We start from the raw sequence: 23,939 nt of genomic DNA, 5'->3' as shown, positions 1-23,939 counted from the left end.
CCCGACCGACCAGCAGCCCCGCCGCCGAGGTTCTCGGCGGCGGGGCCGGTCCGCGTTCGGCCGACGACGTGATCTTCAAGGAGGAGTCCCCGTGACCAGCGACACCGGCGTCGAGGCGCACGCCGCCGCGAAGGAACGCGGCCTCGCCCGCGCGATGAGCACCGGCCGGGCCGGAGACAAGATCTTCGTCTCCGCGGCCCGCGGCTCCGGCCTCACCGTGCTGGCGATCGTCGCCGCCATCGCCGTCTTCCTCATCTGGAAGGCCATCCCCGCGCTGCAGGCGAACGAGGCGAGCTTCCTCACCAGCGAGGAATGGAACCCCAACGCCAAGCCGCCCGAGTTCGGCATCGCGCAACTGGCCTACGGCACGATCATGTCGTCGCTGATCGCGATGGTCATCGCCACGCCGATCGCGATCGGCATCGCGCTGTTCATCTCGTTCTACGCGCCGCGGCGGCTGGCGTCCGGGCTCGGCTACATCGTCGACCTGCTCGCCGCCGTGCCCAGCATCGTCTACGGACTCTGGGGCCTGATCTTCCTGTCCCAGTACATGGACGACGCCGGCGAGTTCCTCAGCGCCGTGCTCGGCTGGATCCCGCTGTTCTCCACCGACAGCCCCGGCAGGAACTCGATGTTCGCCGCCGGAGTCGTCCTCGCCATCATGATCCTGCCGATCATCTCCTCCATCTCCCGCGAAGTGTTCCTGCAGGTCCCGCAGGCGCACGTGGAGGCGTCCCTCGCGCTCGGCGCCACCCGCTGGGAGATGATCCGGATGTCGGTGCTGCCCTACGGCCGCTCCGGCATGATCGGCGCCTCCATGCTCGGCCTCGGCCGCGCGCTCGGCGAGACGATCGCCGTCGCGATGGTGCTGACCTTCGTGCCCGGCATCAACTGGAGCATCCTCGAGAACGGCGGCAACACCTTCGCCGCCAACATCGCCAACAGCTTCGCCGAGGCGTCCGAGACCGGCCGCGGCGCCCTCGTCGCCTCCGGCCTCGTCCTGTTCGTGATCACGCTGCTCGTCAACATGGCCGCCCGCGCGGTCGTCGCGCGCCGCAAGGAGTTCGTGTGACCTCGCCCTCCCTCACCAAGCCGTCCGGCCCGGCGGGCCCGAGCCTCACGTCGGTCTCGGCGTCCCGGAAGATCAAGGACCGCGCCGTCCAGGGGCTCGTCTACCTGGCGTTCGCCCTCGCGGTCATCCCGCTGGTGTCGGTCCTGTGGACGGTCGTCGTCAACGGCCTCGAGCGGCTCGACCCGACGTTCTTCCAGTTCTCGATGAACGCGGTCAGCGGCATCGACGAGGGCGGTGGCGCCTACCACGCCATCATCGGCACCCTCATGCAGGTCGCGATCACCACCATGATCGCCGTGCCGATCTCCGTGCTCACCGCCATCTACCTGGTGGAGTACGCCGGCAACGGCCGCCTCGGCAAGGTGATCAGCTTCTTCGTGGACGTCATGATCGGCATCCCGTCGATCGTCGCGGGCCTGTTCGTCCTCGCGCTCTGGCTGCTCACCTTCGGCTTCGAGTACTCCGGCTTCGCCGGGTCCCTCGCCCTGGTGATCCTGATGATCCCGACCGTCACGCGGTCGGCCGAGGAGATGCTCAAGCTCGTCCCGAACGACCTGCGCGAGGCGTCCTACGCCCTCGGCGTCCCGCGGTGGCGGACGATCCTGTTCGTCGTCCTGCCCACCGCCATGAACGGCATCGTCACCGGCATCATGCTCGCCGTCGCCCGCGTCATGGGCGAGACCGCGCCGCTCCTCCTCACGATCTTCTTCACGAAGGCGATCAACAACAACCCGTTCGACGGTCCCCAGGGATCGCTGCCCACCTTCATCTGGGAGCAGGCCGGCGACCCGAACCAGAACTCGCTGGACCGCGCCTGGACCGGCGCGCTCGTCCTGATCGGCCTGATCATGCTGCTGAACCTGGTGGCACGGCTGATCGCCCGGCGCCGTTCCCCCGCCGACCGCTGACCCCGACCCCGGCACGACCCCGATAGGAGCACCTGACCCATGGCCAAGCGGATCGAAGTCTCCGGGCTGCACGCCTACTACGGCGGCGTCCACGCCATCGAGGACATCTCGATGACGGTCGAGCCGCGCTCGGTGACCGCGTTCATCGGGCCGTCGGGCTGCGGAAAGTCCACCTTCCTGCGCACCCTCAACCGGATGCACGAGGTCATCCCGGGCGCCCGCGTCGAAGGCAAGGTCATGCTGGACGACGAGGACCTCTACGACTCGTCCGTCGACCCCGTCGCCGTCCGCCGCGTCGTCGGCATGGTGTTCCAGCGGCCCAACCCGTTCCCCACCATGTCGATCTACGACAACGTCGCCGCGGGCCTGAAGCTCAACGGCGTCCGCCGCAAGAGCCGCCTCGACGAGATCGTCGAGGAGTCCCTGCAGGGCGCCAACCTGTGGAACGAGGTCAAGGACCGCCTGAGCAAGCCCGGAGCCGGCCTCTCCGGCGGCCAGCAGCAGCGCCTCTGCATCGCCCGCGCCATCGCCGTGCAGCCGCAGGTCCTGCTGATGGACGAGCCCTGCTCGGCCCTCGACCCCATCTCGACCCTCGCGATCGAGGACCTCATCGCCAAGCTGAAGTCCCAGTACACGATCGTGATCGTCACCCACAACATGCAGCAGGCCGCCCGCGTCAGCGACCGCACGGCGTTCTTCAACATCGCGGGCACGGGCCAGCCCGGCAAGCTCATCGAGATCGACGACACCAGCAAGATCTTCACGAACCCGGAGCAGAAGGCCACCGAGGACTACATCACCGGCCGCTTCGGCTGAACCACCGGTCGGCCTCCGGTCGCAGAGCGACCTACGGCCGCCGCGAACCCCGCGCACTCCGCGGGGGTACCACCGGCGCATCGTCCCGCCTGGCCACCTGTCGGCCGCCTGCGAGCTCGGCGCGCTCCGCGGGGGCGCCACCGGCGTATCGTCTCGTCCGGCCACCTGTCGGCCGCTTGCGAGCTCGGCGGGCTCCGCGGGGGACCACCGGTGCATCGTCTCGTCCGGCCACCTGTCGGCCGCCCGCGAGTTCGGCGCGCTCCGCGGGGGCGCCACCGGCGTATCGTCCCGTCCGGCCACCTGCCGGCCGCCCGTGCGTGGGGCTCGGCGGTTCGGGTGGCGTGTGTTCGCGGGTGCGGGTTCGCCCGTTCGCGCGGCGCCCGCGTGTGCACGGCGGCTCGGCCGTTCGGGGATGTTCGTCCGCGCATGCGGAGCCGGCTTTCACCTGGTGCCGCTCGCGCACGGAGGCCGGCCCGTTCGCACGGCGCCCGCTCGCGTATGGAGGCGTGCAGGCACGTACGTCGCCCGTGCAGGGGCGCCCGTGGACGGAGGCTCGCGCGGCGCGGGGGCCGAGCCGCGCGGAAGGGCGGCCGCCGGCGGGGGTGCTCGCGTGGTGCGCCGGTTTCGTGCCGGGGTCAGGTGCGGGCCGGGGTCTTCTCTTCGGAGTCGCCGCCGGGGCGGTGGTCGGGGACGAAGCGGTAGCCGACGTTGCGGACGGTGCCGATGAGGGCCTCGTACTCGGCGCCGAGCTTCGCGCGGAGGCGGCGGACGTGGACGTCGACCGTGCGGGTGCCGCCGAAGTAGTCGTACCCCCAGACCTCCTGGAGGAGCTGGGCGCGGGTGAAGACGCGGCCCGGGTGCTGGGCGAGGTACTTCAGGAGCTCGAACTCCTTGAAGGTCAGATCGAGGACGCGGCCGCGCAGCCGGGCCGTGTAGGTGGCCTCGTCGATCGTGAGGTCGCCGTTGCGGATCTCGCCCGGGTCCTCCTCGGCGTCGGCGGCCGCGGCGGCGCGGCCGACGGCGAGCCGGAGGCGGGCCTCGACCTCGGCGGGGCCCGCGGACTGGAGCAGCAGGTCGTCCAGTCCCCATTCGGGGCTGAGGGCGGCGAGCCCGCCCTCGGTGACGATGCCCAGCAGGGGGCTGTCCAGCCCGGTGGTGCGCAGCAGCCGGCACAGGCTCTTGGCCTGGGCGAGATCGCGGCGCGCGTCCACCAGGACGATGTCGGCGGGCGGCGCGTCGATGAGCGCGGACGCCTCGGCGGGCGCGACGCGCACCGAGTGCAGCAGCAGACCCAGCGCGGGCAGCACCTCGTCGGACGGTTCGAGCGCGTTGGTCAGCAAGAGCAAACTGCTCAATGCCGCCTCCTCGTCTTGAAACAGACGTGGGACCCAGGCTGCTCACGCTCGTTCGCCCCGGTCATGGCCGGCGCGCGCGAGACGAGGCCATGCAGGGTGTTCGGGTGAACTCCCCGGCCTCGTCGCCCGGATCCCTGCCTTGAGCATATCCGAGCCCGCTCCGGCCGTTCCGGGCGACTCGGGTGCGGCGGGTGAGATGCTTGGGGGCATGGCGAAGGGGACGATCCGGTACTGGGCGGCGGCGAAGGCGGCGGCGGGGCTCGCGGAGGAGCCGTACGACGCCGGGACGCTCGCGGAGGCGCTCGCGGCCGCGTCCGCCGGACGGGACGGGGAGTTCGCGCGGGTGGTCGCGCGGAGTTCGTTCCTCGTGAACGGTGATCCGGTAGGGACGCGCGAGCCCGCGGCCGTGGAGTTGCCCGAGGGCGGGACCGTCGAGGTCCTGCCGCCGTTCGCCGGGGGCTGATGTCACTCCACGGTGTGACTCCCGTGGATCGCCGGGCCGGTTAAGGTGTGGCGATCGCGTGGGCCCGTCCGGAGGAGAGACATGCGCAAGGCACTCGTCGTCCTGCTCGTCCTGGTGGTGGGCGGGTTGATCGCCGCCGACCGGATCGGCGTGCGCGTCGCGCAGGACGAGATCGCGCGGCAGGTGGCGGCGCAGGAGGGCCTGGCGCGGCAGCCGGACGTGACGATCCACGGGTTCCCGTTCCTGACGCAGGCGGCCGGCGGCGAGTACGACCACATCGAAGTGGTCATCGGGGAGTACACCGAGCAGGATGTGACGCTGTCGGACGTCCGGGTCGACATGCGGGGGCTGCGGGCGCCGCTGTCGGAGCTCGCGGACGGCAACACCGCGAACGTGACCGCCCGGACGGCGACCGCGTCGGCGATCGTGCCGTACCCGATGATCCGGGAACAGGCGCCGAAGGAGGTCGAGGGGCTCGCGCCGAAGGGCGAGAACCTCGAGGTCGACCTCGCGGGCGCGGTGATGGGCGTCCCGCTGTCGGGCAAGGCGGTCGTGTCGCTGGAGGCGACGGGCAAGGGCATCGCGGTGACGCCGGTGTCGGTCGCGCCGGACGGCGGCCCGCAGATCCCGCTGGCGCTGGTGAAGCGGCAGCTCACCTGGGTGGTTCCGGTCACCGACCTGCCGGTGGGGTCGCGGATCAGCCGGATCGAGCCGACGGCGGACGGGCTCCGGGTGTCGGCGACCGCGCAGGACGTCCGGCTGAGCGACCTGGAGAAGGCGCGCTGAGGCCGCCCGCGCCCGTCCCGGCCGCCGCCGGAAGACGCGCGCGTCCCGCGCCGTTGTACGGGACGGCGGCGATGGGAGGGATCACGTGACGGACGTCCTCGGACCGGACGACCTGGGCGCCGGCCTCGGCGAGCGCGCGACGCTCGTCCAGTTCTCCAGCGCCTTCTGCGCGCCGTGCCGCGCCACCCGGCGGGTCCTCGGGGACGTCGCCCGCATGGTGGACGGCGTCGCGCACATCGAGATCGACGCGGAGGCGAACCTCCCGCTCGTCCGGAGGCTGGACGTCACCGGCACCCCCACCGTGCTCGTCCTGGACGCCGCCGGGCGCGTGGTCCGGCGGGCCTCGGGGGCGCCCCGCAGGGCCGACGTCATCGCCGCTCTCGGCGCCGCCGTCCGGTGAGGGGACACTCCGGTGACCAGCCCTAAGACGAATGTCACTGTCTCGCAACGCGAGACGGATGTGACACCGCGTGGATTGTCGGCTTACCATCGTGTCCGTGCGTGACCGAACAGAGCAGATGCTCACGAAGCGCCGCGCGGTCGACTTCTGCCGCGTGGCCGCCTCGCTCTGTCGCATGGCCTGAGGCATCGAGCCCGACCGTTCCGAGCACTTTCCCTCTACTCAGCTCGTACGCACGCCTCACCGCCTGGAGCACCCCGATGCAGGTCGACCCGTGCAGGCCGCGCCCCGGCGCGTCCCTACCGGAGTCCCGCGTCGATGTCCGCTCCGTTCCGGCGGGCCCGGCCGGTCGCGCGACGGGGACCACCCGGCTCGGTATCGATGCCGCCGCCTGTGCGATGAAGGCGCACCCGCCCGCGCAGTGCCGCGGGCGCCGCGCCATGTATCCGCTGATCCGACAATTCACCGCGAAGATTCGCTCCGACAGGGAGGTTCCCGCATGAGCCGCGCCGACGTTCTGGTGGACGCAAGCTGGGTCGAAGAGCACCTGGACGACCCCGGCCTCGTCCTCGTCGAGGTCGACGAGGACGTGTCCGCCTACGACAAGGGCCACATCCGTGGCGCCGTGAAGATCGACTGGAAGACCGAGCTGCAGGACCCGGTCCGCCGCGACTTCGTCGACAAGACCGGCTTCGAGGAGCTGCTCTCGTCCAAGGGCATCGCCAACGACGACCTGGTCATCCTGTACGGCGGGAACAACAACTGGTTCGCCGCCTACGCCTACTGGTACTTCAAGCTGTACGGCCACCAGAACGTGCGGCTGCTCGACGGCGGCCGCAAGAAGTGGGAGCTGGACTCCCGCGAGCTGGTCACCGACGTGCCGTCCCGCCCGAAGACCGACTACAAGGCGCAGGACCAGGACCTGTCGATCCGCGCGTTCCGCGACGAGGTCGTGGACGCCATCGGCACCAAGAACCTCATCGACGTCCGTTCGCCGGACGAGTTCAGCGGCAAGCTGCTCGCCCCGGCGCACCTTCCGCAGGAGCAGGCGCAGCGGGCCGGGCACGTCCCGACCGCGCGCAGCATCCCGTGGTCGAAGGCCGCCAACGACGACGGCACGTTCAAGTCCGACGAGGAGCTCCGCGAGCTCTACACCGAGGCCGGCGTCGACCTGAACAAGGACACCATCGCCTACTGCCGCATCGGTGAGCGCTCGTCGCACACCTGGTTCGCCCTGCGCGAGCTGCTCGGCCTGGAGAACGTCAAGAACTACGACGGCTCCTGGACCGAGTACGGCTCGCTCGTCGGCGTCCCCGTCGAGCTCGGCGACCCCAAGTAACCGTCCGCCGTCCGCCGTCCGGCGGAGCAGATCTTTCCGTGCACACGGAGATGGAGGAACAATGACCCAGGGCTGCGCAGCACCCGCCCAGACGGCGCATCTGCCCGCGACCGTCGACCTGACCAACGAGGCCGTCATCCAGGGCACCGTCACGCGTGACGGCGCGCCCGTGTCCAGCGCCTACGCCCGCCTGCTCGACTCCACCGGCGAGTTCACCGCCGAGGTCGTCACCGGCGACGAGGGCGTGTTCCGCTTCTTCGCGGCCGACGGCGACTGGACGGTCCGCGTCCTCGCCGCGGGCGGCGTGAGCGTCGACAACACCGTCACCGCCAAGACCGGTGAGGTCGCCGCGCTCGAGGTCGCCATCTGACCCGAGCGGACGCGACGTCCGCACGGACCCCGCCGTCCCCGCCCCGCGCGGACGGCGGGGTCCGTCGCTTTCCCGGGCGGTTCCGGCCGTCCCTCCACGGCGTCGGTGCGGATCGGTACGATCGGCGCGATGCTCCGACTCTCCCCCAAGTCCCCGCTGATCCTCCCGTGGGCGACGCTCAAGCTGGCGGGCCGCTTCGTGCTGCCCCTCACGCTGTGGTTCACGGTCGGGGAGCTGCTGCGGTACGGGGCGATGTACGGCGGCTACCGGCTCGGCAAGATGGACGGGACGGCCGCGACCGTCGCGCCGCTGCTGACCATCGGGCTGCTCGTCGTCATCACGCTGACGACGACCGCGCTGATGATCCACTGCGTGCGCGAGGGGCTCGACGTCGTGCACGCCCGGTCGTCCGGCGGCGGCCTGACGTCCTGGGCCGTCGGCAACGAGGACGAGTCGGCGCTCGGCGCGATGGGGCGCGCCGCGCTCCCGTTCGTCATCTTCTACCTCGCGTGGGGGCAGCAGGCCGAGGACGCCCGTGAGTTCGCCGAGACGGCCGCGAGCCGCGGCTTCACCGAAGGCGGCATCCAGGGGCAGATCGAGGGCATCGGGCTGCTGCTGTCCCTCGAGAAGCACGTGAAGCTCGCGATCGTCCTCACCGCCGCGTTCTTCGTCCTGAAGCTCCTCGTCGAATGGCTGCTGGAGGAGCGGCTGCCCCGCACCGTCGGCCCGCTCGCCGGCGTCCTCGAGATCAATTTCGCGCTGTTCGGCATCTTCACCATCGACCAGCTCCGCGACAAGGGCGCGGAGTGGTTCACCGACCGGCGGGCCTGGGACTGGTTCAGCGACGCCGCCGGGCCCCTCCTGGACGTGTGGCCGCCGTTCAAGCACGCGGTCCTCGGCGCCCTCATCTGGCTCGTCATCGCGGGCGTCATCCTCGGTCTCGACACCGGCGACGAACGGCTCGTCCTCGGGGAGAGCCGCACCGCCCGGCGCATCGCCGCCGCCGGCGGCATCGACCGCGTGAACAGCCCCCGCGAGGTCCTCACCCGCGGCCTGCGCGACATGCTGCTGCCCGCCTGGTTCGGGCTGCGCCTCGTCCGCCGGTCCGGGATGATGCCGTTCGCCGCGTTCTGCCTGCTGTTCTCGGCGCTGCACGTCGGCGAGGACGCGGCCCAGCGGCAGGCGTACGAGCTGATCGGCGCCCACGACGTCGCCTGGTGGCTGCCGCGGATGCCGTTCGTCGTCTACGGCGCCGGGCTGGTCTTCGAGATCCTCCGCATCTGCCTGCTCGCCGCCGCGTTCAACCTCATGGTCACCCGCGTCACGGCTCGAACCGCAGCGAAGGCAGTGGATCCCCGCCCCGACGCTCCGTTTCCGGCGGACGCACCACCAGCGCCAGCGACTCCGCCCCGGCACGGGGCACCGTACCCCGGACCGTGAGCGGGAACGCCTGCCCCGGCGTCACCTCCACGGGCTTGGACGCGTTCGCCGTCCACTCCCGGCCCCGCGCGTCGGTGAACCGGTACTCCATCCCGTAGCCGCCGATGGTCTTCACGCTCTCCGCGTCCTGTGCCTTCACCGCGAGGACGACCTGCAACTGGACGGCGTCCCGCGCGGAGCTCCCGGGCAGCGGCGCCGACTCCCGCTTGTAGACCGTCCACCGGGCGCCCGCGAGTTCGCCGATCTCCCCGCGCGCGACGGACGACACCTTCACCGGCGGCTCGAGGCTTTCCGCGCGTCCCGTCTCGTCCACCCAGTACAGGCCGAGCAACCCGGGCAGGAGGACCGCGAGCGCGCACGCCTCCACGACCCGGCGCGTCCGGGGGCCGAGCCGCGTGCGCCGGGCCCGCGGAGACGCCCCGTCCGGCTCGTCGTCCCGCCCGTCCGGTCGTCCGCCGGGGGGCGGCTGGGCGAACGGGTGCCCGGGCGGGGGCGGGCCGCCCGGCGGGGGCGGGGGCTGGAACCACGGCTGCTGCGGGTGGTCGCCCGGCGGCCGCACGGGCGCGTACGGACCGGTCTGCTGCGGTTGCGCGGGCCGCGCGTGCCGCCCACGCGGCTCCCCGCCCGCGGGCTGCCCGTATCCGCCTCCGTGCTGCTGCCACCCGGGCGGTTGCCGGTACCCGCCGGTGGGCTGCTGCTGCCACCCCTGCGGTTGCCGATATCCCCCGGTCGGCGGCTGGTGACCGGGTGACTGGTCGTGTCCGGGTGACTGTTCGTGCCTGCCGGTCGGCTGGTTCTGCGGTGTGCCGGGGCCGGGGTACCGCGGGGTCGCGGGCGGGGGGTACGTCCCCTGCGGTCCGCCCGCTCCCTGCCAGGGCGGCTGCGGCGGCGGGGGCTCATGCGGGACGAACGGCGGCGGGGGAGGCGGCTGCTGCTGCTCGTCCGCGGGCGGTCGCCGCCTGCGGCCGTACCGTCCCTGCGGCGGCTCCTCCGGCGGCCGGTGCGGGTCGTTCACGAGTCCTCCCGCAGCTCGTACCGTTCGGGGGCCTTCCGGACGAGTTCGGCGGCGCGGGACCGGGTGAGGCCGAGGTCGATGTCGGCGGCGGACGACAGCTGCGGCAGGAGCCCGCCCGTCCCCACCACCAGGTGGGCGCCCGCGACGCGGTCCTTCGGCAGCTCGAAGACGAACGCGGTGTTCGTCCACAGCATCGGCTGCAGGGTCGCCTGCGGCGGGTCCGCGGCGCCGGGCCGCTGGGCGGGCTCGAAGGTGTGGCCGTCCGGGGTCTCCAGGGCGGCGGATCGCAGCTGCACCGGCTCGTCGCGGGCCATGCCGCGCGCACGAACGACGATGTAGACGCCGTCCGTGGCCACCGGGGGCTTGTCGCCGAGGACCGAGTCGGGTGCGAGCGACCGCGCGGCGGCCACGCTCTCGACGCGCAGCGTGAACGCCGGCGTGGCGACCTCCGCCCCGATGCGGCCGTCCGTCCGGATGGGGTCGAGCATCCCCGCCTCGACCTTCGGCTGGAACGCGTGCAGCCACATGGCCCCGGCGAGCAGGACCGTTCCGCCGAGGCCGGCGCCGCCCTGCACGGCGAGCTTGCGCACGTTCACGGCGTCCCCGTCCCGACGGGCAGCGTGTAGCGCGCGGCCAGCGCACCGCCCTCCCGCTGCACCCGCCACGCGTACTCGTTGTCGGTGAACCCGTGGTCGTACTTCCATTCGCGCAGCCCGAACGTGAACGTCTCGGGCGGCTGCGCCGGGCCGAGCTTCCACATCACGGACGCCTCCACGGGCAGGCCGGGCTGGACGGTGTACGTCTCCGCGCCCGCGGCGACGCCCGTCACCTCGTCGGGCTCCACCCACTTGCCGGTCTTGGTGCGGGCGACGACGCCCTCCTGCAGCCCGGTGGAGCCGAGCCAGGCCGTTTCCCTGCTCTCGTTGACGACCCGCATCCGGACGATCAGGTACCGTTCGGATCCGCCCAGGCCGCCGTCGACCACACCGGCCCGCACGTCGTGCACCGTCAACGCGAACAGCCCGACGTCGACCGCCTTCCCCGGCGGCTTCACCGGCTGTTTCGGCTTCTCCTTCAGCCCGCCGGTCGCCCACAGCACCGCGGCCAGCACGACCACCGCCGCCACGGCGGCCGACGCCCACACCAGGCGGCGGCGCCCGCCGGCGGTGTTCCGGTGGGGGACGGGGGCGGTGTACTGCACCCGGTGATGGTAATACGCGCCCGGTCCGCCCACATGGCGAAGATCGCGGCCGCCTCCGCTAGCGCGATCGGCGGCCGGACGGACGCGCCCCCGGGGACACCGTCCGGACGTCCGCGCCGTGCGCCCCGGCCGATCGTTTAGGCTCTTTGGGCCGACTCGCTCGGGTCGGCGGCTTGTGTCCTCGGATGACGGCGGATCGGGAGAGATGGGCATGCGCGGTGGGGGGCTGACGGCGAGAGCGGGAGGCATCGCTGCGACCTCGGTGCTCGTGTTCGCACCGGCGGCCGCGGCGGCGCCCGTCGAACGGGCGGCCGCGTCCGTCCAGCGGCCGGTCGCGCCGCTCGCGCCCCAGTGCAACAAACCGGTGGGCCACCCCGCGTCGGACATCACCGTCGAGCCGTGGCCGCAGCAGCGCCTCGACTTCGAGCAGGCCTGGCAGGCCACCCGCGGCAAGGGGGTGACCGTCGCCGTCGTCGACAGCGGCATCGAGGCGAACCATCCGCAGCTCAAGGGCAAGGTCGCCAAGAGCCACGACGCCACGAAGACCACCGCCGGCGACTGCTTCGGCCACGGCACCCAGGTCGCGGGCATCATCGCCGCCACCGACATGCGGCGGCAGAACGTGCCGTTCGTCGGTGTGGCGCCGCAGGTGAAACTGCTCAACGCCAAGTTCACCACGGGCGAGAGCACCAACGACAACACGCTGCTGCCCAAGGCCATCGACTGGGCGGTGGACAACGGGGCGGACGTCGTCAACGTCTCGGCCCGCGCGCCCGACACCACGGCGTTGCGCGCGGCCGTGGAGAAGGCGAAGCGGGAGGACGTCCTGATCGTCGCCGCCGCCGGGAACGTCGCCCAGGACCAGCGCGGCAAGGAGAGCGCCGCCTACCCGGCGAGTTACGAAGGCGTCCTGTCGGTCGCGGCCGTGGACGAGGCCGGCACCATCGCGGACTTCTCCAACATCAAGTCGCGCATCGACGTCTCGGCGCCCGGCCAGAACATCATCTCGACCGTCGGCGACGGGTACATCGGCGGGCTGCAGGGCACCAGTTACGGCGCCCCGTACGCCGCCGGCGTCGCCGCGCTCGTCCGCGCCCGCCACCCGAACCTGAACCACCAGCAGGTGATCAACCGGATTCTGATCACCGCGGAGGGCGGCAACGGGACGGGCAGCGGGCACGGCATGATCAGCCCGATGCAGGCCGTCACCGCCGTCATCCCGCCGAACGCGAAGCCCTCCGCGCAGCAGGCCGTCAACTCCGCCAGGGGCACGGTGGACATCGCCCGGCCCGCGCCCGTCGACCACCGCTCCCGCACCATCGGCCTCGCCGTCGCGGGCGGCGCGCTCGTCCTCGGCCTGCTGGTCGCGTTCGCCGGCGCCGTCATCCCGCTCGGCCGCAAGCGCGGCTGGAAGCCGGGACGCGCCGCCGCCCCCTCCGGCGACCGCGGCTGACTCCCGCCCTCCCGCGCTGACGGGAAGGCCCCGGCCCGCACGGGCCGGGGCCTCCCTCATCGGACGGACGCCGTCACGCGCCCCCCGTCACGCGCCCCACGTCACTGCGGGTCGCCGTGGAAGGCGGTCTGGATCAGCCGCTTCCCGGCCCGCCGGTCGGAGTGGGTGCCGCGGCCGGGCGGCAGCGGCGACGGGCGGACCTCGAACAGGTTCCCCTCGTCCTTGCTGCCCGACATGATCAGCGCCGGGGTCGCCATGTCCTTGAGCCGCTGCAGGATCGGGTCGAACATCGCGCGGCCCGCACCGCCCATCGTCCGGGCCAGGATCACGTGCATCCCGATGTCCCGCGCCTGCGGGAGCAGCTCGGCGAGCTGCGCCAGCGGGTTCCCGGACGGCGTGGCGACCAGGTCGTAGTCGTCCACGATCAGGAACAGCTCGGAACCGCTCCACCACGACCGGTTGCGGAGCTGCTCCGGCGTCAGGTCGGACGGAGGCAGCCGGTTGACCAGCGCCCCGTTGGTGTCCTTCATCAGCCCGGCCGCCGCCGTCGACGACGCCGCGTACCCGATGACGTGCTCGCTCTCCGCGGAGTCCAGCAGCGCCCGGCGGTAGTCGAGCATGATGATGCGGGCCTCGGCGGTCGTGTACCGCTCCTTCACGGCGTCCACGATCACGCGCAGCAGGTTCGACTTGCCGCACTCGTTGTCGCCGATGACGACGAAGTGCGGGTCGTTCTCGAAGTCCAGCAGGACGGGCGACAGGGTCTCCTCGTCGATGCCGATCGGGATGCGCTTGCCCGTCTCGCCCACCGCGGGCAGCGACCGCAGCGGCAGCACGTCCGGCAGCATCCGGACCTCCGGCGCGCCGGGCCGTCCCCCCCAGCCCGCCTGGACCGTCTGCACCAGGTGCCGGACGCCGTCGGCGAGGTCGTCCGCGGACACCCGGCCGTCGATGCGCGGCAGCGCGCTGAGGAAGTGCAGCCCCTCCCGGGTGAGGCCGCGGCCCGGACGGCCCTCCGGGACGTTCGCGGCCATCTTCCGGTCCATCTCCGACTCGTACGGGTCGCCCAGCTTCAGCTCCAGCCGCGTCCCGAACAGGTCGCGGATCGTCAGGCGGAACTCCGACCACTTGTTGGTGGCCGCCACGACGTGGATGCCGTACCCGAGACCGCGCGCGGCGAGGTCGGTGATCGTGGTCTCCAGGGCCTCGAAGTCCTGCCGGACGGTCAGCCAGTTGTCCACGACGAGGAACACGTCGCCGAAGCCGTCCCCGGGGATCTGCCCTTCGGCGCGCAGCCGCCGGTACGCGGCGATGGAGTCGATGCCGCGCTCGGTGAAGTACCGCTCCCGCGACTCCAGCAGCGACGACACCTCCGCGACCGTCCGCCGGACCCGGTCGGGGTCGAGCCGGCTCGCGACGCCGCCGACGTGCGGGAGATCGGCGAGCGCGGCCAGCCCGCCGCCGCCGAAGTCCAGGCAGTAGAACTGCACCTCCTGCGGAGTGTGCATGAGCGCCAGCGACGTGACGAGGGTCCGCAGCACCGTCGACTTGCCCGACTGCGGGTTGCCCGCCACGCCGACGTGCCCGGCGGCACCGGACAGGTCCAGCCACATCGGGTCCCGGCGCTGGTCGAACGGCTTGTCGACGATCCCCGCGAACGCGTGCAGCCGCCCGCGTCCGTCCCAGCCGGTCGTCGTGAACCCGAACTCCGGCGTCTGCGCGAGGTTCGGCAGGACCTGGTCGAGCGTGCTCGGCTCGTCCAGCGGCGGCAGCCAGATCTGGTGCGGCGGCGGGCCCTGCCCGGCGAGCTGCCGAACCACCAGGTCGAACAGGCTGATCTGCGGCCCCTCCTCCTCCTGCCGCTGCTCCTGCTGCGGCGCCTCCTGGACGCGCGGCTGCACGTACGCGGGAGTGAACGGGACGATCTGGGCGAGCTGCCGGGGACCGCTCGGCGACGACTGCGCGGCCTCGTCGTCCGGCCGGTAGGGACCCGAGACGTACGCCGCGCGGAACCGCGTCATCGACTCGGTGCCGATCTTCAGGTAGCCGTTACCGGGAGCCTGCGGCAGCTCGTACGCGTCCGGCACGCCGAGGACGACCCGCGACTCCATCGCCGAAAACGTCCGCAGGCCGATCCGGTAGGACAGGTGGGTGTCCAGGCCCCGCAGCTTGCCCTCCTCCAGCCGCTGCGAGGCGAGCAGCAGGTGCACGCCCAGCGAACGCCCCAGCCGCCCGATCATCACGAACAGCTCGGCGAAGTCCGGCTTGGCCGACAGCAGCTCCGAGAACTCGTCCAGCACGACGAACAGCGTCGGCATCGGACGGAGCGGCGCGCCCTGCTCGCGCGCCTTCTCGTAGTCGCGCAGCGAGGCGTAGTTGCCCGCCGCCCGCAGCCACTCCTGGCGCCGCACCATCTCCCCGTGCAGCGCGTCGTACATCCGGTCGACGAGCGGGAGCTCGTCCTCCAGGTTGGTGATGACGGCCGACACGTGGTTCAGGCCGTCCATCCCGAGGAAGGTCGCACCGCCCTTGAAGTCGACGAGCACGAAGTTGAGCACCTCGGACGAGTGCGTCATCGCCAGGCCGAGGACGAGCGTGCGCAGCAGCTCCGACTTACCGGAACCGGTCGCGCCGATGCACAGGCCGTGCGGGCCGTAACCGCCCTGCGCGGCCTCCTTGATGTCCAGCTCGATCGGGTTGCCGTCGGCGTCCATCCCGATCGGGACCCGCAGCCGGTTGCGCGGCGCCCGCGGCTGCCACGACTGCCGCGGGTCGATCCGCGCCGGGTCCGGCACCCCCAGCAGCGTCGTCAGCGTCGTCGCGGCCGACAGCGCGTCCATCTCCGGGCCCGTCGCCGCGCTGGCCCGCAGCGGCGCGAGCTGCCGCGCCAGGCCGTCCGCCTGCACGTAGCTGAGGTGGTCCGGACGGCCGAGCGAGTTCGGGACGTCCTTGCCGGTGCGGTCGCGCCGCAGCATCGCCATCCGGTCGGGCGCGACGCGCAGCCGCAGCATCGTGCTGTCGGCCGTCGGCGCCACGTGCCCGGTCAGGTCGATGACGCACACGCCCTCGATGCCGTCCGCGCCGATCTGCGAGTCGGGCGTCACCGCGCCGCCGTCCACGATCACCACGTGGTACGGCAGGTCGTTCTGCGACAGGCCCGGGGTGAACCGCGCCCGGTCCTTCACCTCGTTGCCGAACATCCGCTCCAGCTCGCTGAGGCTGCCCGCCATCAGCCGGACGGGCCCCGCCGCGTCCGTCACGGTCGGATGCATCGCGTGCGGCAGCCACTTCACCCAGTCCCAGTACGGCATCGCCTCCTGCGACGCGCACACGCTCACCCGCATGTCGTCGGGGGAGTGGAACGCCGCGAGCTGCCCGATGAGCGCGCGGACCATGCCCCGGACGGCCTCGGGCTCCCCCACCGGGAGGATCCGGGCGAACGACGGCAGCGACACCGCGACCGGCAGGTTCGGCACCGTCGAATGCGCGCGGACGAACCGGCGCAGCGCGCCCGCCGTCATCGGCTCGAGGTCCTCGACCGGCTTCGTCTCCGGCGGGATGATCTGGACCGCGAGCTTCTGCGGGCCCGCACCGATCCGCACGTTGCCGAAGTCCGGGTCGGACGGCCGGCGCTCCCAGATCCGGGCGCTCATCACCAGCGACCACAGCGAGTCCGGGGGCGGGCTGTTCCACTCCAGCGACTCGCGCTGCTGCTCGGCCGCACGGCGCACCTTGCGGCGCGCCTGGCTCAGGTACCGGAAATAGTCGCGGCGCGCACCGTTCAGCTTGAATTTGCGCTCACCGCCGCCACGGGTGAGCTGGCCGATCATCATGGCGCCCATGGCGAGCGCCATACCGCCGCTGCTGATCATCATCATCGGGCCGCGGGTCCCGCCCCCGAGGAACATCAGTCCCATCATCAACGGCATGACGGCCATCGGCAGATACATCAGGACGTTCTGAAGTCCGCCGCTCTGCGTCTCGGGGAGCTCGGGCGGTGACTCCAGGAGCAGCTCCCCCTTGGGCGCCTGTGGGGGTTTCCTGCGCTCCTTGCGCTTGACGAGGACAGTGCTCACCTGCGCGTTCCTCCGGGAGCTCGCTCATCGGGCGGTCGCGCCGGCTGGAAGGACGACCGACCCGCACGGTACTTGGCGAATGGGGGTTGATTTAGCGTAATCGGACGTCACATCCTAAGCTGCGCGTCGATCGGATCCGCCCGCGGTCTGACATGGAGGACGGGAGCTTCGGTGAATTCCCCCGCCGCATTGGAACTCTGCAGGGTCACCATCGTCGCCCCGCGGCGGCGCGTGGACGTGTCCCTGCCCGCTGACGTACCACTCGCGCACATGCTCCCCACGCTGCTGCGCGCCGCCGGCGAGGACATGGCGGACACCGGTCTCGCCCACTCCGGCTGGGTGCTGCAGCGGCTCGACAGCAGCCCGTTCGACCAGGCGCAGACGATGAGCGCCCTCGGCGTCCGCGACGGGGACATCCTCTACTTCCGCCCCCGGATGGCGCAGCTCCCCGAGATGTCGTTCGACGACGTCGCCGACGTCATCGCCAGCGGCATCCGCGAACGCTCGGACCGCTGGCGTCCCGCCACGACCCGCTCCTTCGGCCTCGGCGCCGCCGGGGTCGCGCTGCTCGTCGGCGCGGTGGTGATCGCGCTGTCCGGCCCCTCGTGGCTGATTCCGGCCATCGCCGCGGGACTGATCGCGGTCGTGCTGCTGGGCGTCGCCACCACCCTCTCGCGGGCGATCGCCGACTCCGGCGCGGGAGTGATCCTCGGGTACGCGGCGCTGCCCTACGCGTTCCTCGCCGGGCTGTTCGCCCCGGCCCGCGACGACGTCGAGCTCACCGACCTCGGCGCACCACACCTGCTGGCCGCGTTCGGGGTGATGGCGCTCGCCGCCGTCATCGCCGCGTTCGCCGTCGCGGACGGCCTGCCGGTCTTCCTCGGCCTCGCCTTCGCCGGGATCATCGGCGCGATCGGCGCCACCGTCGGGTTCTTCTTCGACGACCTGCCCGCGGCCGGCATCGCGGCCGTCGCGGCCGTCATCACGATGTTCTTCACCGCGGCCGTCCCGTCCCTGTCGTTCAAGCTGGCCCGCATGCCGCTGCCGTCCGTGCCCAGCAGCTCGGAGGACCTGCGCAACGACACCGAGACCGTGGACGGCCGCCAGGTCCTCGCCCGGACGGCCGCGGCCGACCGGTTCTCGACGGGCCTCATCGCCGCGATCTCGCTCGTCGCGGCCGGCGGGATGCTGTTCCTCTACGACGCCGGCGGCTGGGCCGGGCCGACCACCACCGCCGCCATGTCGGTGTCGCTGCTGCTGCGCGCCCGCGTGTTCCGCGGCGTCGCGCAGCGCGGCTGGATGCTCGTCACCGGGCTGGCCGGGCTGCTGCTGACGACCGTCGGCCTGGCCGCGCACGGCGGCCAGGTCATGGCGCTGGCCGCCGCGCTCGGGCCGCTGCTCGTCGTCACCGGCATCGTCGTCGCCGTCACCCTGTGGCTGCCGAACAACCGGCTCACCCCGGTCTGGGGCCGGTGGGGCGACATCATCGACATGATCGTGATGATCTCGCTGATCCCGCTCGCGCTCGCCGTCCTGGACGTCTACGCCCGCGTGCGCGGGCTGGCCGGGTGACCGGCTGATGCAGAGCAGGCGGGATCTGTACCAGGCGCACCGCCTGATGACGCAGCGGGTCGGCCTCGCCCTCCTGCAGGGCGAGCCGGACGTCGCCGAGTCGCCGATGCGGCGGCTGTCCATCGGCGCGTTCGCCGGAGTCATGGTCGGGCTGCTCATCGTCGCCGTCTTCGGCATCTGGGGCATCCTGTCCCCGGGCGGCGCGAAGGGCCTCGACCAGCCCGGGAAGCTCATCATCGAGAAGGAGACCGGCACCAAGTACATCTACGACGCCAACACCGGCAAGATGTTCCCGGTCGCCAACTACGCGTCGGCGCTGCTCGCGCTCGACTCCGACACCATCGACCGGCGCTCGGTGTCGCGCAAGTCGCTCGCCGAGTTCTCCCGCGGCCCGATGATCGGCATCCCCGGGGCGCCCGACTCGCTGCCGGACGCGAAGCAGCTCATCCGCGGCCCCTGGTCGGTCTGCGTCCGGGAGGCCGAGGGCGCCAACGGCGTCAAGCGGCAGTTCAGCGCCCTCGCCGCGGGCCGCGACGTCGGCGGCCGCAAGCTCGGCGCGGACGAGGCCGTCGTCGTCCGCACCCAGGGCGTCAACTGGGTCGTGTGGCAGGACCACCGCATGCAGCTCACCACCCCCGCGTCCCAGATCACCGTGCTGACCGGGGGACCGCAGGCCATCGAGGTTCCCGCCACCTGGCTGAACGCGATCCCGGCCTCCGGGAACTTCGGCGCCCCGAACGTCCCGCAGCGCGGCAAGGAAGTGCCCGGCCCCCGCGGCGGCAAGGCCCGCGTCGGCCAGGTCTTCAAGGCGGAGACCGGCGCCCGGACGCTGTGGTACGTCATGCTCCCCGACGGCCTCGCGCAGATCAGCGGGACGCAGGCGCAGCTGCTCCTGCTCGACGGCGGCACCAGCGCCGCCTACCCGGGCGCGCAGGTCCAGGCGCTGCCCACCGACGCCCCCACGGCGCAGCAGCACGCCTCCCAGACTCGGCTCCTGGACAACAACCTTCCGCCGACCCTGCCGAAGTTCATCTCCTGGGACCCGACCGCCCCGCTGTGCTCGGTCTTCCCGACCGGCTCCTCGACCGCCCATCTCACGGTCGGCGGCTCCCTCCCGGCGCCCTCCGTCACCGCCCTCGGCGCGGGGACGATCGGCGCGACCGGGACGGTCGACCAGATGGTCCTGCCGCCCGGCGGGGCCGCGCTGATGAGCCTCGTGCCCAGCGGCGGCCAGTCCGGCGGGTCCGGTTCGCTCTCCCTCGTCAACGACCAGGGCGTCCGGTTCGCGCTCCCGTCCGCCGAGGTCGCGAAGGTGCTGGGCTTCGACGCGAAGAAGGCCGCGCCCGTCCCCTCCAGCGTTATCCAGCTCATTCCGCAGGGCCCCGCGCTCGACCCGCAGAAGGCCCGCCAGCCGATATCGACAGGGGCATCCTGAGCTGAGATCCTGTGTGAGGCAAGTCACACGAAATAGTCGCGGAGGTAGAGAACCGGCTGATCACCATTTGCGTCGACATCATTGAGTGAGACGCCTATGATCGCTGTTATTTCATGTCCCAGGAGTGCTCCCCGGGCGGCCCGCCGAACGAGGGTCCCGACACCTCTCCTGCGGCACGTGACCCGAACTCGCACACGGAGGTGACACTGTGGGTGGACAGTCCGCAGTCGACAGAAACGAAATGCAGGCCGCCGCGCAGCGGATCGAGGACTCCGCGGGCGTCGTGAAGGGCCTGCAGAGCCAGCTCGAAGGCCACAAGGGCTCGCTGATGTCCGGCTGGGCCGGCAACGCGTCGGTGTCCTTCGACCGGGTCTTCAACGAGTTCCAGACCGAGATGAACAAGGTGCGGACCGCGCTCGAGGGCATGCACGAGAAGCTCGTGCAGACCAAGCTCACGTACGAGTCGACCGAGCAGGAGCAGGCCGACGCGGTCAACAAGATCAACTCCCTGCTGAACGGCGGCACCTGATCTCCCCCTCCCCTCGACTCCCCGACTGTGAAGGACTCATAACGTGAGCGACGGCTACACCAAGGCAAATTTCGGCACGATGCAGCAGGCGCAGGCCGACTTCTCCCTGGCCTACCGCGCCCTGGTCGACGAACTCAACGACCTGGAGAGCAACCTCGAGAAGAACCTCGCCCAGTGGGAGGGTTCCGCAGTCCAGGCCTACTGGGAGGCGAAGCGTCAGTGGGACGCCGCCGCGAACCACATCGGCCAGGTCCTCAACCAGCTCGGCGTCGTCATCGGCGAAGCCCACTCGAACTACAGCAACGCCGAGCGCATGAACCAGGGTATCTGGGGCTGACCCGAACCTGCCCACGTCCATGTCGTGCGGAGTCGCTGCTACCGCATGACATGGACGTTTTGGGCTGTTGGGCGACTCGCCAGGAGGTGAACGATGACCGAATATCACATGACGGACGAGCAGCTCTCCCAGATCGTCCACACCACCACCATCAGTCACAAGGACGGGATCACCGAGTCCCAGACCGGGCTGACCCGCGCGGAATGGAACGACCTCTCGGAGGACGACCAGCGCAAGTACTACTACCAGTACGGGCCTGGGGTGAACGCCGGACAGCCCGACGATCCGCAGAACGCCATCCCGCGCGGTACCGAGCCTGAGCGCGGCGAATGGAAGATGGAAGCGGAGAAGGGCTACGACGTCAACTGGAAAGAGCTCCGAAAAATCGCCCAGGACATGCAGTACCAGATGGACGGGTGGAAGGCGAAGCTGAACAAGGTCAGTTCGGTCAGCATCTCCACCGCCACGCTGGGCAACGTCAAGGGTTCAGAGACCTTCGTGGAGCTCACGAACCAGACCAAGACGGGCTTCAACGAGTACATCGGCGCCATCCAGACGGCATACAACGGCGTCATCGAAAAGCTGAAGGCCACGGCGGACCAGTACGAGAACGCCGAGAACAACACCCACGGACGGACCAACAGCGTAAATCCCAGCGGTGGTCCGCAGGCCCCGAACCTGGGCTGATCGTGACCTGGAGAGGAGAAGCCGATGGGCAATAACGCTGAAAGATTCCCGATCAGGGACGGCAAGCAGTTCCCGTCGTACGATTTCTCAGAAATGAGCTTCGACGACGTCAAGAACCAGCTGTCGAGCATTCGTCCGGAAGCGGTCGGCGACGCTTCGACCGCCTACAAGGACGCTGCGGACATCCTTGCGAAGATGACCACGGCGCTGCGGACGGACTTCGCGAAGCGGATCAAGGACAACTGGCAGGGGGAGAGTGCGCAGAAGGCGCTCGACCAGCTGGGGCAGATCTACCAGACCGCGGGCACCCTCTCCGACAAGAGTCACAACACCGCGACCACGTACAACTGGTACAAGGTCAACATCCTGGACTGGTACAAGACCGCAGCCCAGGACATGGAAGACGGGTACATCCACACCGACGGCGACGACGAGAACGCCCGCAAGTTCATCGCCAAGTTCAGCCGTCGCATGGGCGAGGCGTACAACGCCCACCCCGACACCATCGAGAAGGACCTGCCCAGGGAGATCGGTAACTTCGGCAATCCTCCAGGCAACGGGCCTGGAGGCTTCCCCGGTGGCGGCGGCGGTGGCGGCATCCCCGGCGGTGGCGGCGGTGGCGGCATCCCGGGTGGTGGCGGCGCGGGCATGCCCAAGTTCGGCGGTGACGGAGCCGGCGGCATTCCCGGTGGAGGCGCCGGTGGCGGAGGCTTCGGAGGCGAGAGCCCGTTCAGCCCGCCCAGCAACAACGGGCCCCACCTGCAGCCCGGCGAAGTGAACCCCGGTGGTGCCTGGGGCTCCGGCGCCGGAGCGGGCGGCCTCGGTGGGAGCCCGTTCGGGAGCGGCAGCGGTACTGACCTGTCCAGCTTCCCGGGCGGCGGTCCGCCCGGAGGTGGTGGCGGCGGCCTGCCCGGAGGCGGCGGTGGCGGCCTCCCGGGCGGCGGCGGTGGCGGTCTCCCGGGCGGCGGCGGTGGCGGTATTCCCGGTGGCGCTCCGGGTGCCTTCGGTGGTGTCGGCGCCGGTGGCATGGGTCCGGGCGGCGCCGGTGCCGGCATGGGCGCCGCTGGACGTGGTGCGGGTGGCGCCGGTGGCGCGCGTCCGATGGGCATGCCGATGGCCCCCGGCGGCGGCGGTGGTGCCGGACAGGGCGATCAGGAGCGCGAGCGCGAGACCTGGCTCACCGAGGACGAGGACGTCTGGGGTGCCGACGACGACACCGCTCCTCCGGTGATCGGCTGACCTGGATAATTGGCGACTGTGGGCGGACGGGGCTTAGGCTTCGCCCGCCCATGGTTGCTTGAGCGATAGGGAGTGTCGGTCATGCGGTGGTCGCTTCGCGCCGTGGCGGCGCTGTCGGCGGTGGGATTGGGGTTGGCTCCGGTCGCCCCCGCACATGCCACCCCGGGGCCGGGCCAGTACCAGTGGTGGTTCAAGTCCTGGTCGATCCAGGAGGAGGTCTGGCCGCTCACCAAAGGTAAAGGCGTGACCGTCGCCGTAATCGACACCGGGGTAAACGCCAGCCTCCCGGATCTCCGGAACGTGGTCCTCCCGGGCAAGAACTTCAGAACTGGTGAAGGCGACGGTCGGAAGGACGTCGACCAGCATAATGAGGGCCACGGTACGGCCATGGCAAGCTTGATTGCCTCCCAAGGGACTTCAAGCGGCTTTGTCGGCATTGCGCCTGAAGCAAAGATTCTGCCGATCGCTTCGTCCGTGTCTGGGCCGCAAACCGCCGAATCAGTCCGATATGCGGTTGATCACGGTGCGAAAGTCGTCAACATATCCCAGGCAAGCGAGACCGCCGATAGCTATCCGAATTTGTGTCCTCCCGAGCTGCTCGAGGCGATCAAATATGCGGCGAAGAATGACGTGGTGATCGTTGCGGGCACCGGCAACTCCGGAAACTTCAACAACAAGCCTGCTTACCCGGCTTCTTGCCCGGGTGTCGTCGCTGTGGGGGCATTGGGCCAAGACGGTAAGCCTTGGGAGTCGACGCAGCGCCAGGACTATGTGACGGTCGGCGCGCCCGGAGCTGGCGTCGGCGCGATCGGTAAGAGCGGCCACGTCTTCACCACCGGTGCGGGGACGAGCCAGGCGAGCGCCCTGACGTCCGGGGCGGTCGCGCTCATGCGGAGTCACTTCCCGCAGATGTCCGCGCGGGAGATCGTGCAGCGGCTCACGAACACGGCGAAGGACTTCGGGCCCACCGGTAAGGACGACCTCGTCGGTTACGGCGTGATCAGCATTCCGCGGGCGCTGAAGCAGGACGTCCCCAAGAGCGCCCCGAACCCGGTCTATGAACGGCTGGACAAGGCCATCGCCGCGGGCGGCGGCAAGAAGGACGGGACGGCTGGGGGCGACGCCGAGTCGACCGGCGCGCAGACCGAGAGCGATGAGGGCTCGGGCATCCTTCTGCCGCTCGCCGTGGGCGGTATCGTGGTGGTCCTGGTGATCGCCCTCGGCGGCTTCCTCATCGTCAGGAGCCGCAAGAAGACGCCGTCCGGGGCGCCTCCCATGCAGACGATGCCGCCGCCCGGTTTCGCCGGTCCCGGAGGGCCTCAGCAGCCTCCGTACCAGCCGTCCTTCCAGCCGCCGAATCAGCCGCCCGCGCCGCCGAGCGGTCCCGCGGGGCCTCCGCCCGGTCCGTCCGGTCCGTCCGGGCCGCCGCCGGGGCGCTGAGATCGG

23 protein-coding genes are annotated in these 23,939 nt (G+C 71.3%); 18 read left to right on the top strand and 5 right to left on the bottom strand.

From position 1 onward, the window contains the following. Positions 1–154 precede the first annotated feature (154 nt). Genes pstC through pstB form a run of 3 tightly spaced genes read left to right on the top strand, consistent with a single transcriptional unit; the run spans position 155 to position 2,796 of the window. Positions 155–1,072 (top strand): phosphate ABC transporter permease subunit PstC, encoded by a 918-nt coding sequence (gene pstC, locus ACFQ11_RS19300; RefSeq protein WP_378300469.1) that lies wholly within the window; start codon positions 155–157, stop codon positions 1,070–1,072. Continuing rightward, on the top strand, positions 1,069–1,980 hold the full coding sequence (gene pstA / locus ACFQ11_RS19295) for a phosphate ABC transporter permease PstA (protein WP_378300452.1): 912 nt from the start codon (positions 1,069–1,071) through the stop codon (positions 1,978–1,980). Before pstC ends, pstA begins: the two co-directional genes overlap by 4 nt. Positions 1,981–2,019: 39 nt before the next feature. Beyond that, on the top strand, positions 2,020–2,796 hold the full coding sequence (gene pstB / locus ACFQ11_RS19290) for a phosphate ABC transporter ATP-binding protein PstB (RefSeq protein ID WP_378300450.1): 777 nt from the start codon (positions 2,020–2,022) through the stop codon (positions 2,794–2,796). Positions 2,797–3,431: 635 nt separating this feature from the next. Here the strand turns inward: pstB and ACFQ11_RS19285 are convergent. Next, positions 3,432–4,151 carry a winged helix-turn-helix transcriptional regulator gene (locus ACFQ11_RS19285; RefSeq protein WP_378300448.1) on the bottom strand — a complete coding sequence of 240 codons (720 nt, stop codon included), beginning with the start codon at positions 4,149–4,151 and terminating at the stop codon, positions 3,432–3,434. 208 nt (positions 4,152–4,359) lie between these two features. On the opposite strand from ACFQ11_RS19285, the gene ACFQ11_RS19280 reads away from it, so the two are divergent. From ACFQ11_RS19280 to ACFQ11_RS19250, 7 genes are all read left to right on the top strand, one after another. After that, complete coding sequence (locus ACFQ11_RS19280; RefSeq protein ID WP_378300446.1) at positions 4,360–4,614, top strand: MoaD/ThiS family protein; 255 nt, start codon at positions 4,360–4,362, stop codon at positions 4,612–4,614. A gap of 81 nt (positions 4,615–4,695) precedes the next feature. Next, positions 4,696–5,400, top strand: a complete 705-nt coding sequence (locus ACFQ11_RS19275) for an LmeA family phospholipid-binding protein (RefSeq protein ID WP_378300444.1) — start codon at positions 4,696–4,698, stop codon at positions 5,398–5,400. Between the two features lie 85 nt (positions 5,401–5,485). Continuing rightward, on the top strand, positions 5,486–5,800 hold the full coding sequence (locus ACFQ11_RS19270) for a TlpA family protein disulfide reductase (protein ID WP_378300442.1): 315 nt from the start codon (positions 5,486–5,488) through the stop codon (positions 5,798–5,800). A gap of 118 nt (positions 5,801–5,918) precedes the next feature. Then, positions 5,919–5,984 carry a putative leader peptide gene (locus ACFQ11_RS19265; protein WP_353819285.1) on the top strand — a complete coding sequence of 22 codons (66 nt, stop codon included), beginning with the start codon at positions 5,919–5,921 and terminating at the stop codon, positions 5,982–5,984. Between the two features lie 315 nt (positions 5,985–6,299). After that, positions 6,300–7,139, top strand: coding sequence for a sulfurtransferase (locus ACFQ11_RS19260; RefSeq protein WP_378300440.1), 840 nt, complete (start codon positions 6,300–6,302; stop codon positions 7,137–7,139). A 61-nt stretch (positions 7,140–7,200) separates the two neighbouring features. After that, on the top strand, positions 7,201–7,509 hold the full coding sequence (locus ACFQ11_RS19255) for a DUF1416 domain-containing protein (protein ID WP_378300438.1): 309 nt from the start codon (positions 7,201–7,203) through the stop codon (positions 7,507–7,509). 129 nt (positions 7,510–7,638) lie between these two features. Continuing rightward, entirely contained in the window at positions 7,639–8,949 is a 1,311-nt protein-coding gene (locus tag ACFQ11_RS19250; RefSeq protein ID WP_378300436.1) for a hypothetical protein, read from the top strand. Here the strand turns inward: ACFQ11_RS19250 and ACFQ11_RS19245 are convergent. From ACFQ11_RS19245 to ACFQ11_RS19235, 3 genes are read right to left on the bottom strand one after another with little or no spacing between them, the layout of a single operon-like run. Then, entirely contained in the window at positions 8,831–9,964 is a 1,134-nt protein-coding gene (locus ACFQ11_RS19245; protein ID WP_378300434.1) for a hypothetical protein, read from the bottom strand. The genes ACFQ11_RS19250 and ACFQ11_RS19245 overlap by 119 nt on opposite strands. Then, entirely contained in the window at positions 9,961–10,560 is a 600-nt protein-coding gene (locus ACFQ11_RS19240; protein WP_378300432.1) for a hypothetical protein, read from the bottom strand. Before ACFQ11_RS19240 ends, ACFQ11_RS19245 begins: the two co-directional genes overlap by 4 nt. Continuing rightward, on the bottom strand, positions 10,557–11,165 hold the full coding sequence (locus ACFQ11_RS19235) for a hypothetical protein (RefSeq protein WP_378300430.1): 609 nt from the start codon (positions 11,163–11,165) through the stop codon (positions 10,557–10,559). The genes ACFQ11_RS19240 and ACFQ11_RS19235 overlap by 4 nt, the downstream gene beginning before the upstream one ends. A gap of 268 nt (positions 11,166–11,433) precedes the next feature. Between ACFQ11_RS19235 and ACFQ11_RS19230 the strand changes: the two genes are divergently transcribed. Continuing rightward, on the top strand, positions 11,434–12,618 hold the full coding sequence (locus tag ACFQ11_RS19230; RefSeq protein WP_378300428.1) for a S8 family serine peptidase: 1,185 nt from the start codon (positions 11,434–11,436) through the stop codon (positions 12,616–12,618). Positions 12,619–12,719: 101 nt separating this feature from the next. Here the strand turns inward: ACFQ11_RS19230 and eccCa are convergent, their stop codons facing one another. Further along, positions 12,720–16,694 carry a type VII secretion protein EccCa gene (gene eccCa, locus ACFQ11_RS19225; RefSeq protein WP_378300425.1) on the bottom strand — a complete coding sequence of 1,325 codons (3,975 nt, stop codon included), beginning with the start codon at positions 16,692–16,694 and terminating at the stop codon, positions 12,720–12,722. A 171-nt stretch (positions 16,695–16,865) separates the two neighbouring features. On the opposite strand from eccCa, the gene eccD reads away from it, so the two are divergent. The 7 genes from eccD (at position 16,866) to ACFQ11_RS19190 (ending at position 23,933) form a co-directional block, all read left to right on the top strand. Further along, positions 16,866–18,266: a type VII secretion integral membrane protein EccD gene (gene eccD / locus ACFQ11_RS19220; protein WP_378300423.1), complete on the top strand. Its 1,401-nt coding sequence runs from the start codon at positions 16,866–16,868 to the stop codon at positions 18,264–18,266. A gap of 7 nt (positions 18,267–18,273) precedes the next feature. Continuing rightward, positions 18,274–19,701, top strand: coding sequence for a type VII secretion protein EccB (eccB, locus tag ACFQ11_RS19215; protein WP_378300421.1), 1,428 nt, complete (start codon positions 18,274–18,276; stop codon positions 19,699–19,701). 208 nt (positions 19,702–19,909) lie between these two features. Continuing rightward, positions 19,910–20,230, top strand: coding sequence for a WXG100 family type VII secretion target (locus tag ACFQ11_RS19210; RefSeq protein ID WP_378300419.1), 321 nt, complete (start codon positions 19,910–19,912; stop codon positions 20,228–20,230). Between the two features lie 43 nt (positions 20,231–20,273). Beyond that, complete coding sequence (locus ACFQ11_RS19205; RefSeq protein ID WP_378300418.1) at positions 20,274–20,567, top strand: WXG100 family type VII secretion target; 294 nt, start codon at positions 20,274–20,276, stop codon at positions 20,565–20,567. A 93-nt stretch (positions 20,568–20,660) separates the two neighbouring features. After that, positions 20,661–21,254, top strand: coding sequence for a hypothetical protein (locus ACFQ11_RS19200; protein ID WP_378300417.1), 594 nt, complete (start codon positions 20,661–20,663; stop codon positions 21,252–21,254). Between the two features lie 24 nt (positions 21,255–21,278). Beyond that, the gene (locus ACFQ11_RS19195) at positions 21,279–22,493 is read left to right on the top strand and encodes a hypothetical protein (protein WP_378300416.1); all 1,215 of its coding nucleotides are present in this window, start codon (positions 21,279–21,281) and stop codon (positions 22,491–22,493) included. Positions 22,494–22,574: 81 nt separating this feature from the next. Beyond that, the gene (locus ACFQ11_RS19190) at positions 22,575–23,933 is read left to right on the top strand and encodes a S8 family serine peptidase (protein ID WP_378300414.1); all 1,359 of its coding nucleotides are present in this window, start codon (positions 22,575–22,577) and stop codon (positions 23,931–23,933) included. Positions 23,934–23,939 lie beyond the last annotated feature (6 nt).

The organism is Actinomadura sediminis, from assembly GCF_042675525.1.
Taxonomy (GTDB): domain Bacteria; phylum Actinomycetota; class Actinomycetes; order Streptosporangiales; family Streptosporangiaceae; genus Spirillospora; species Spirillospora sediminis.
The sequence above is the reverse complement of the archived record's forward strand: the minus strand, read 5'-3'. Positions and strand labels throughout refer to the sequence as shown.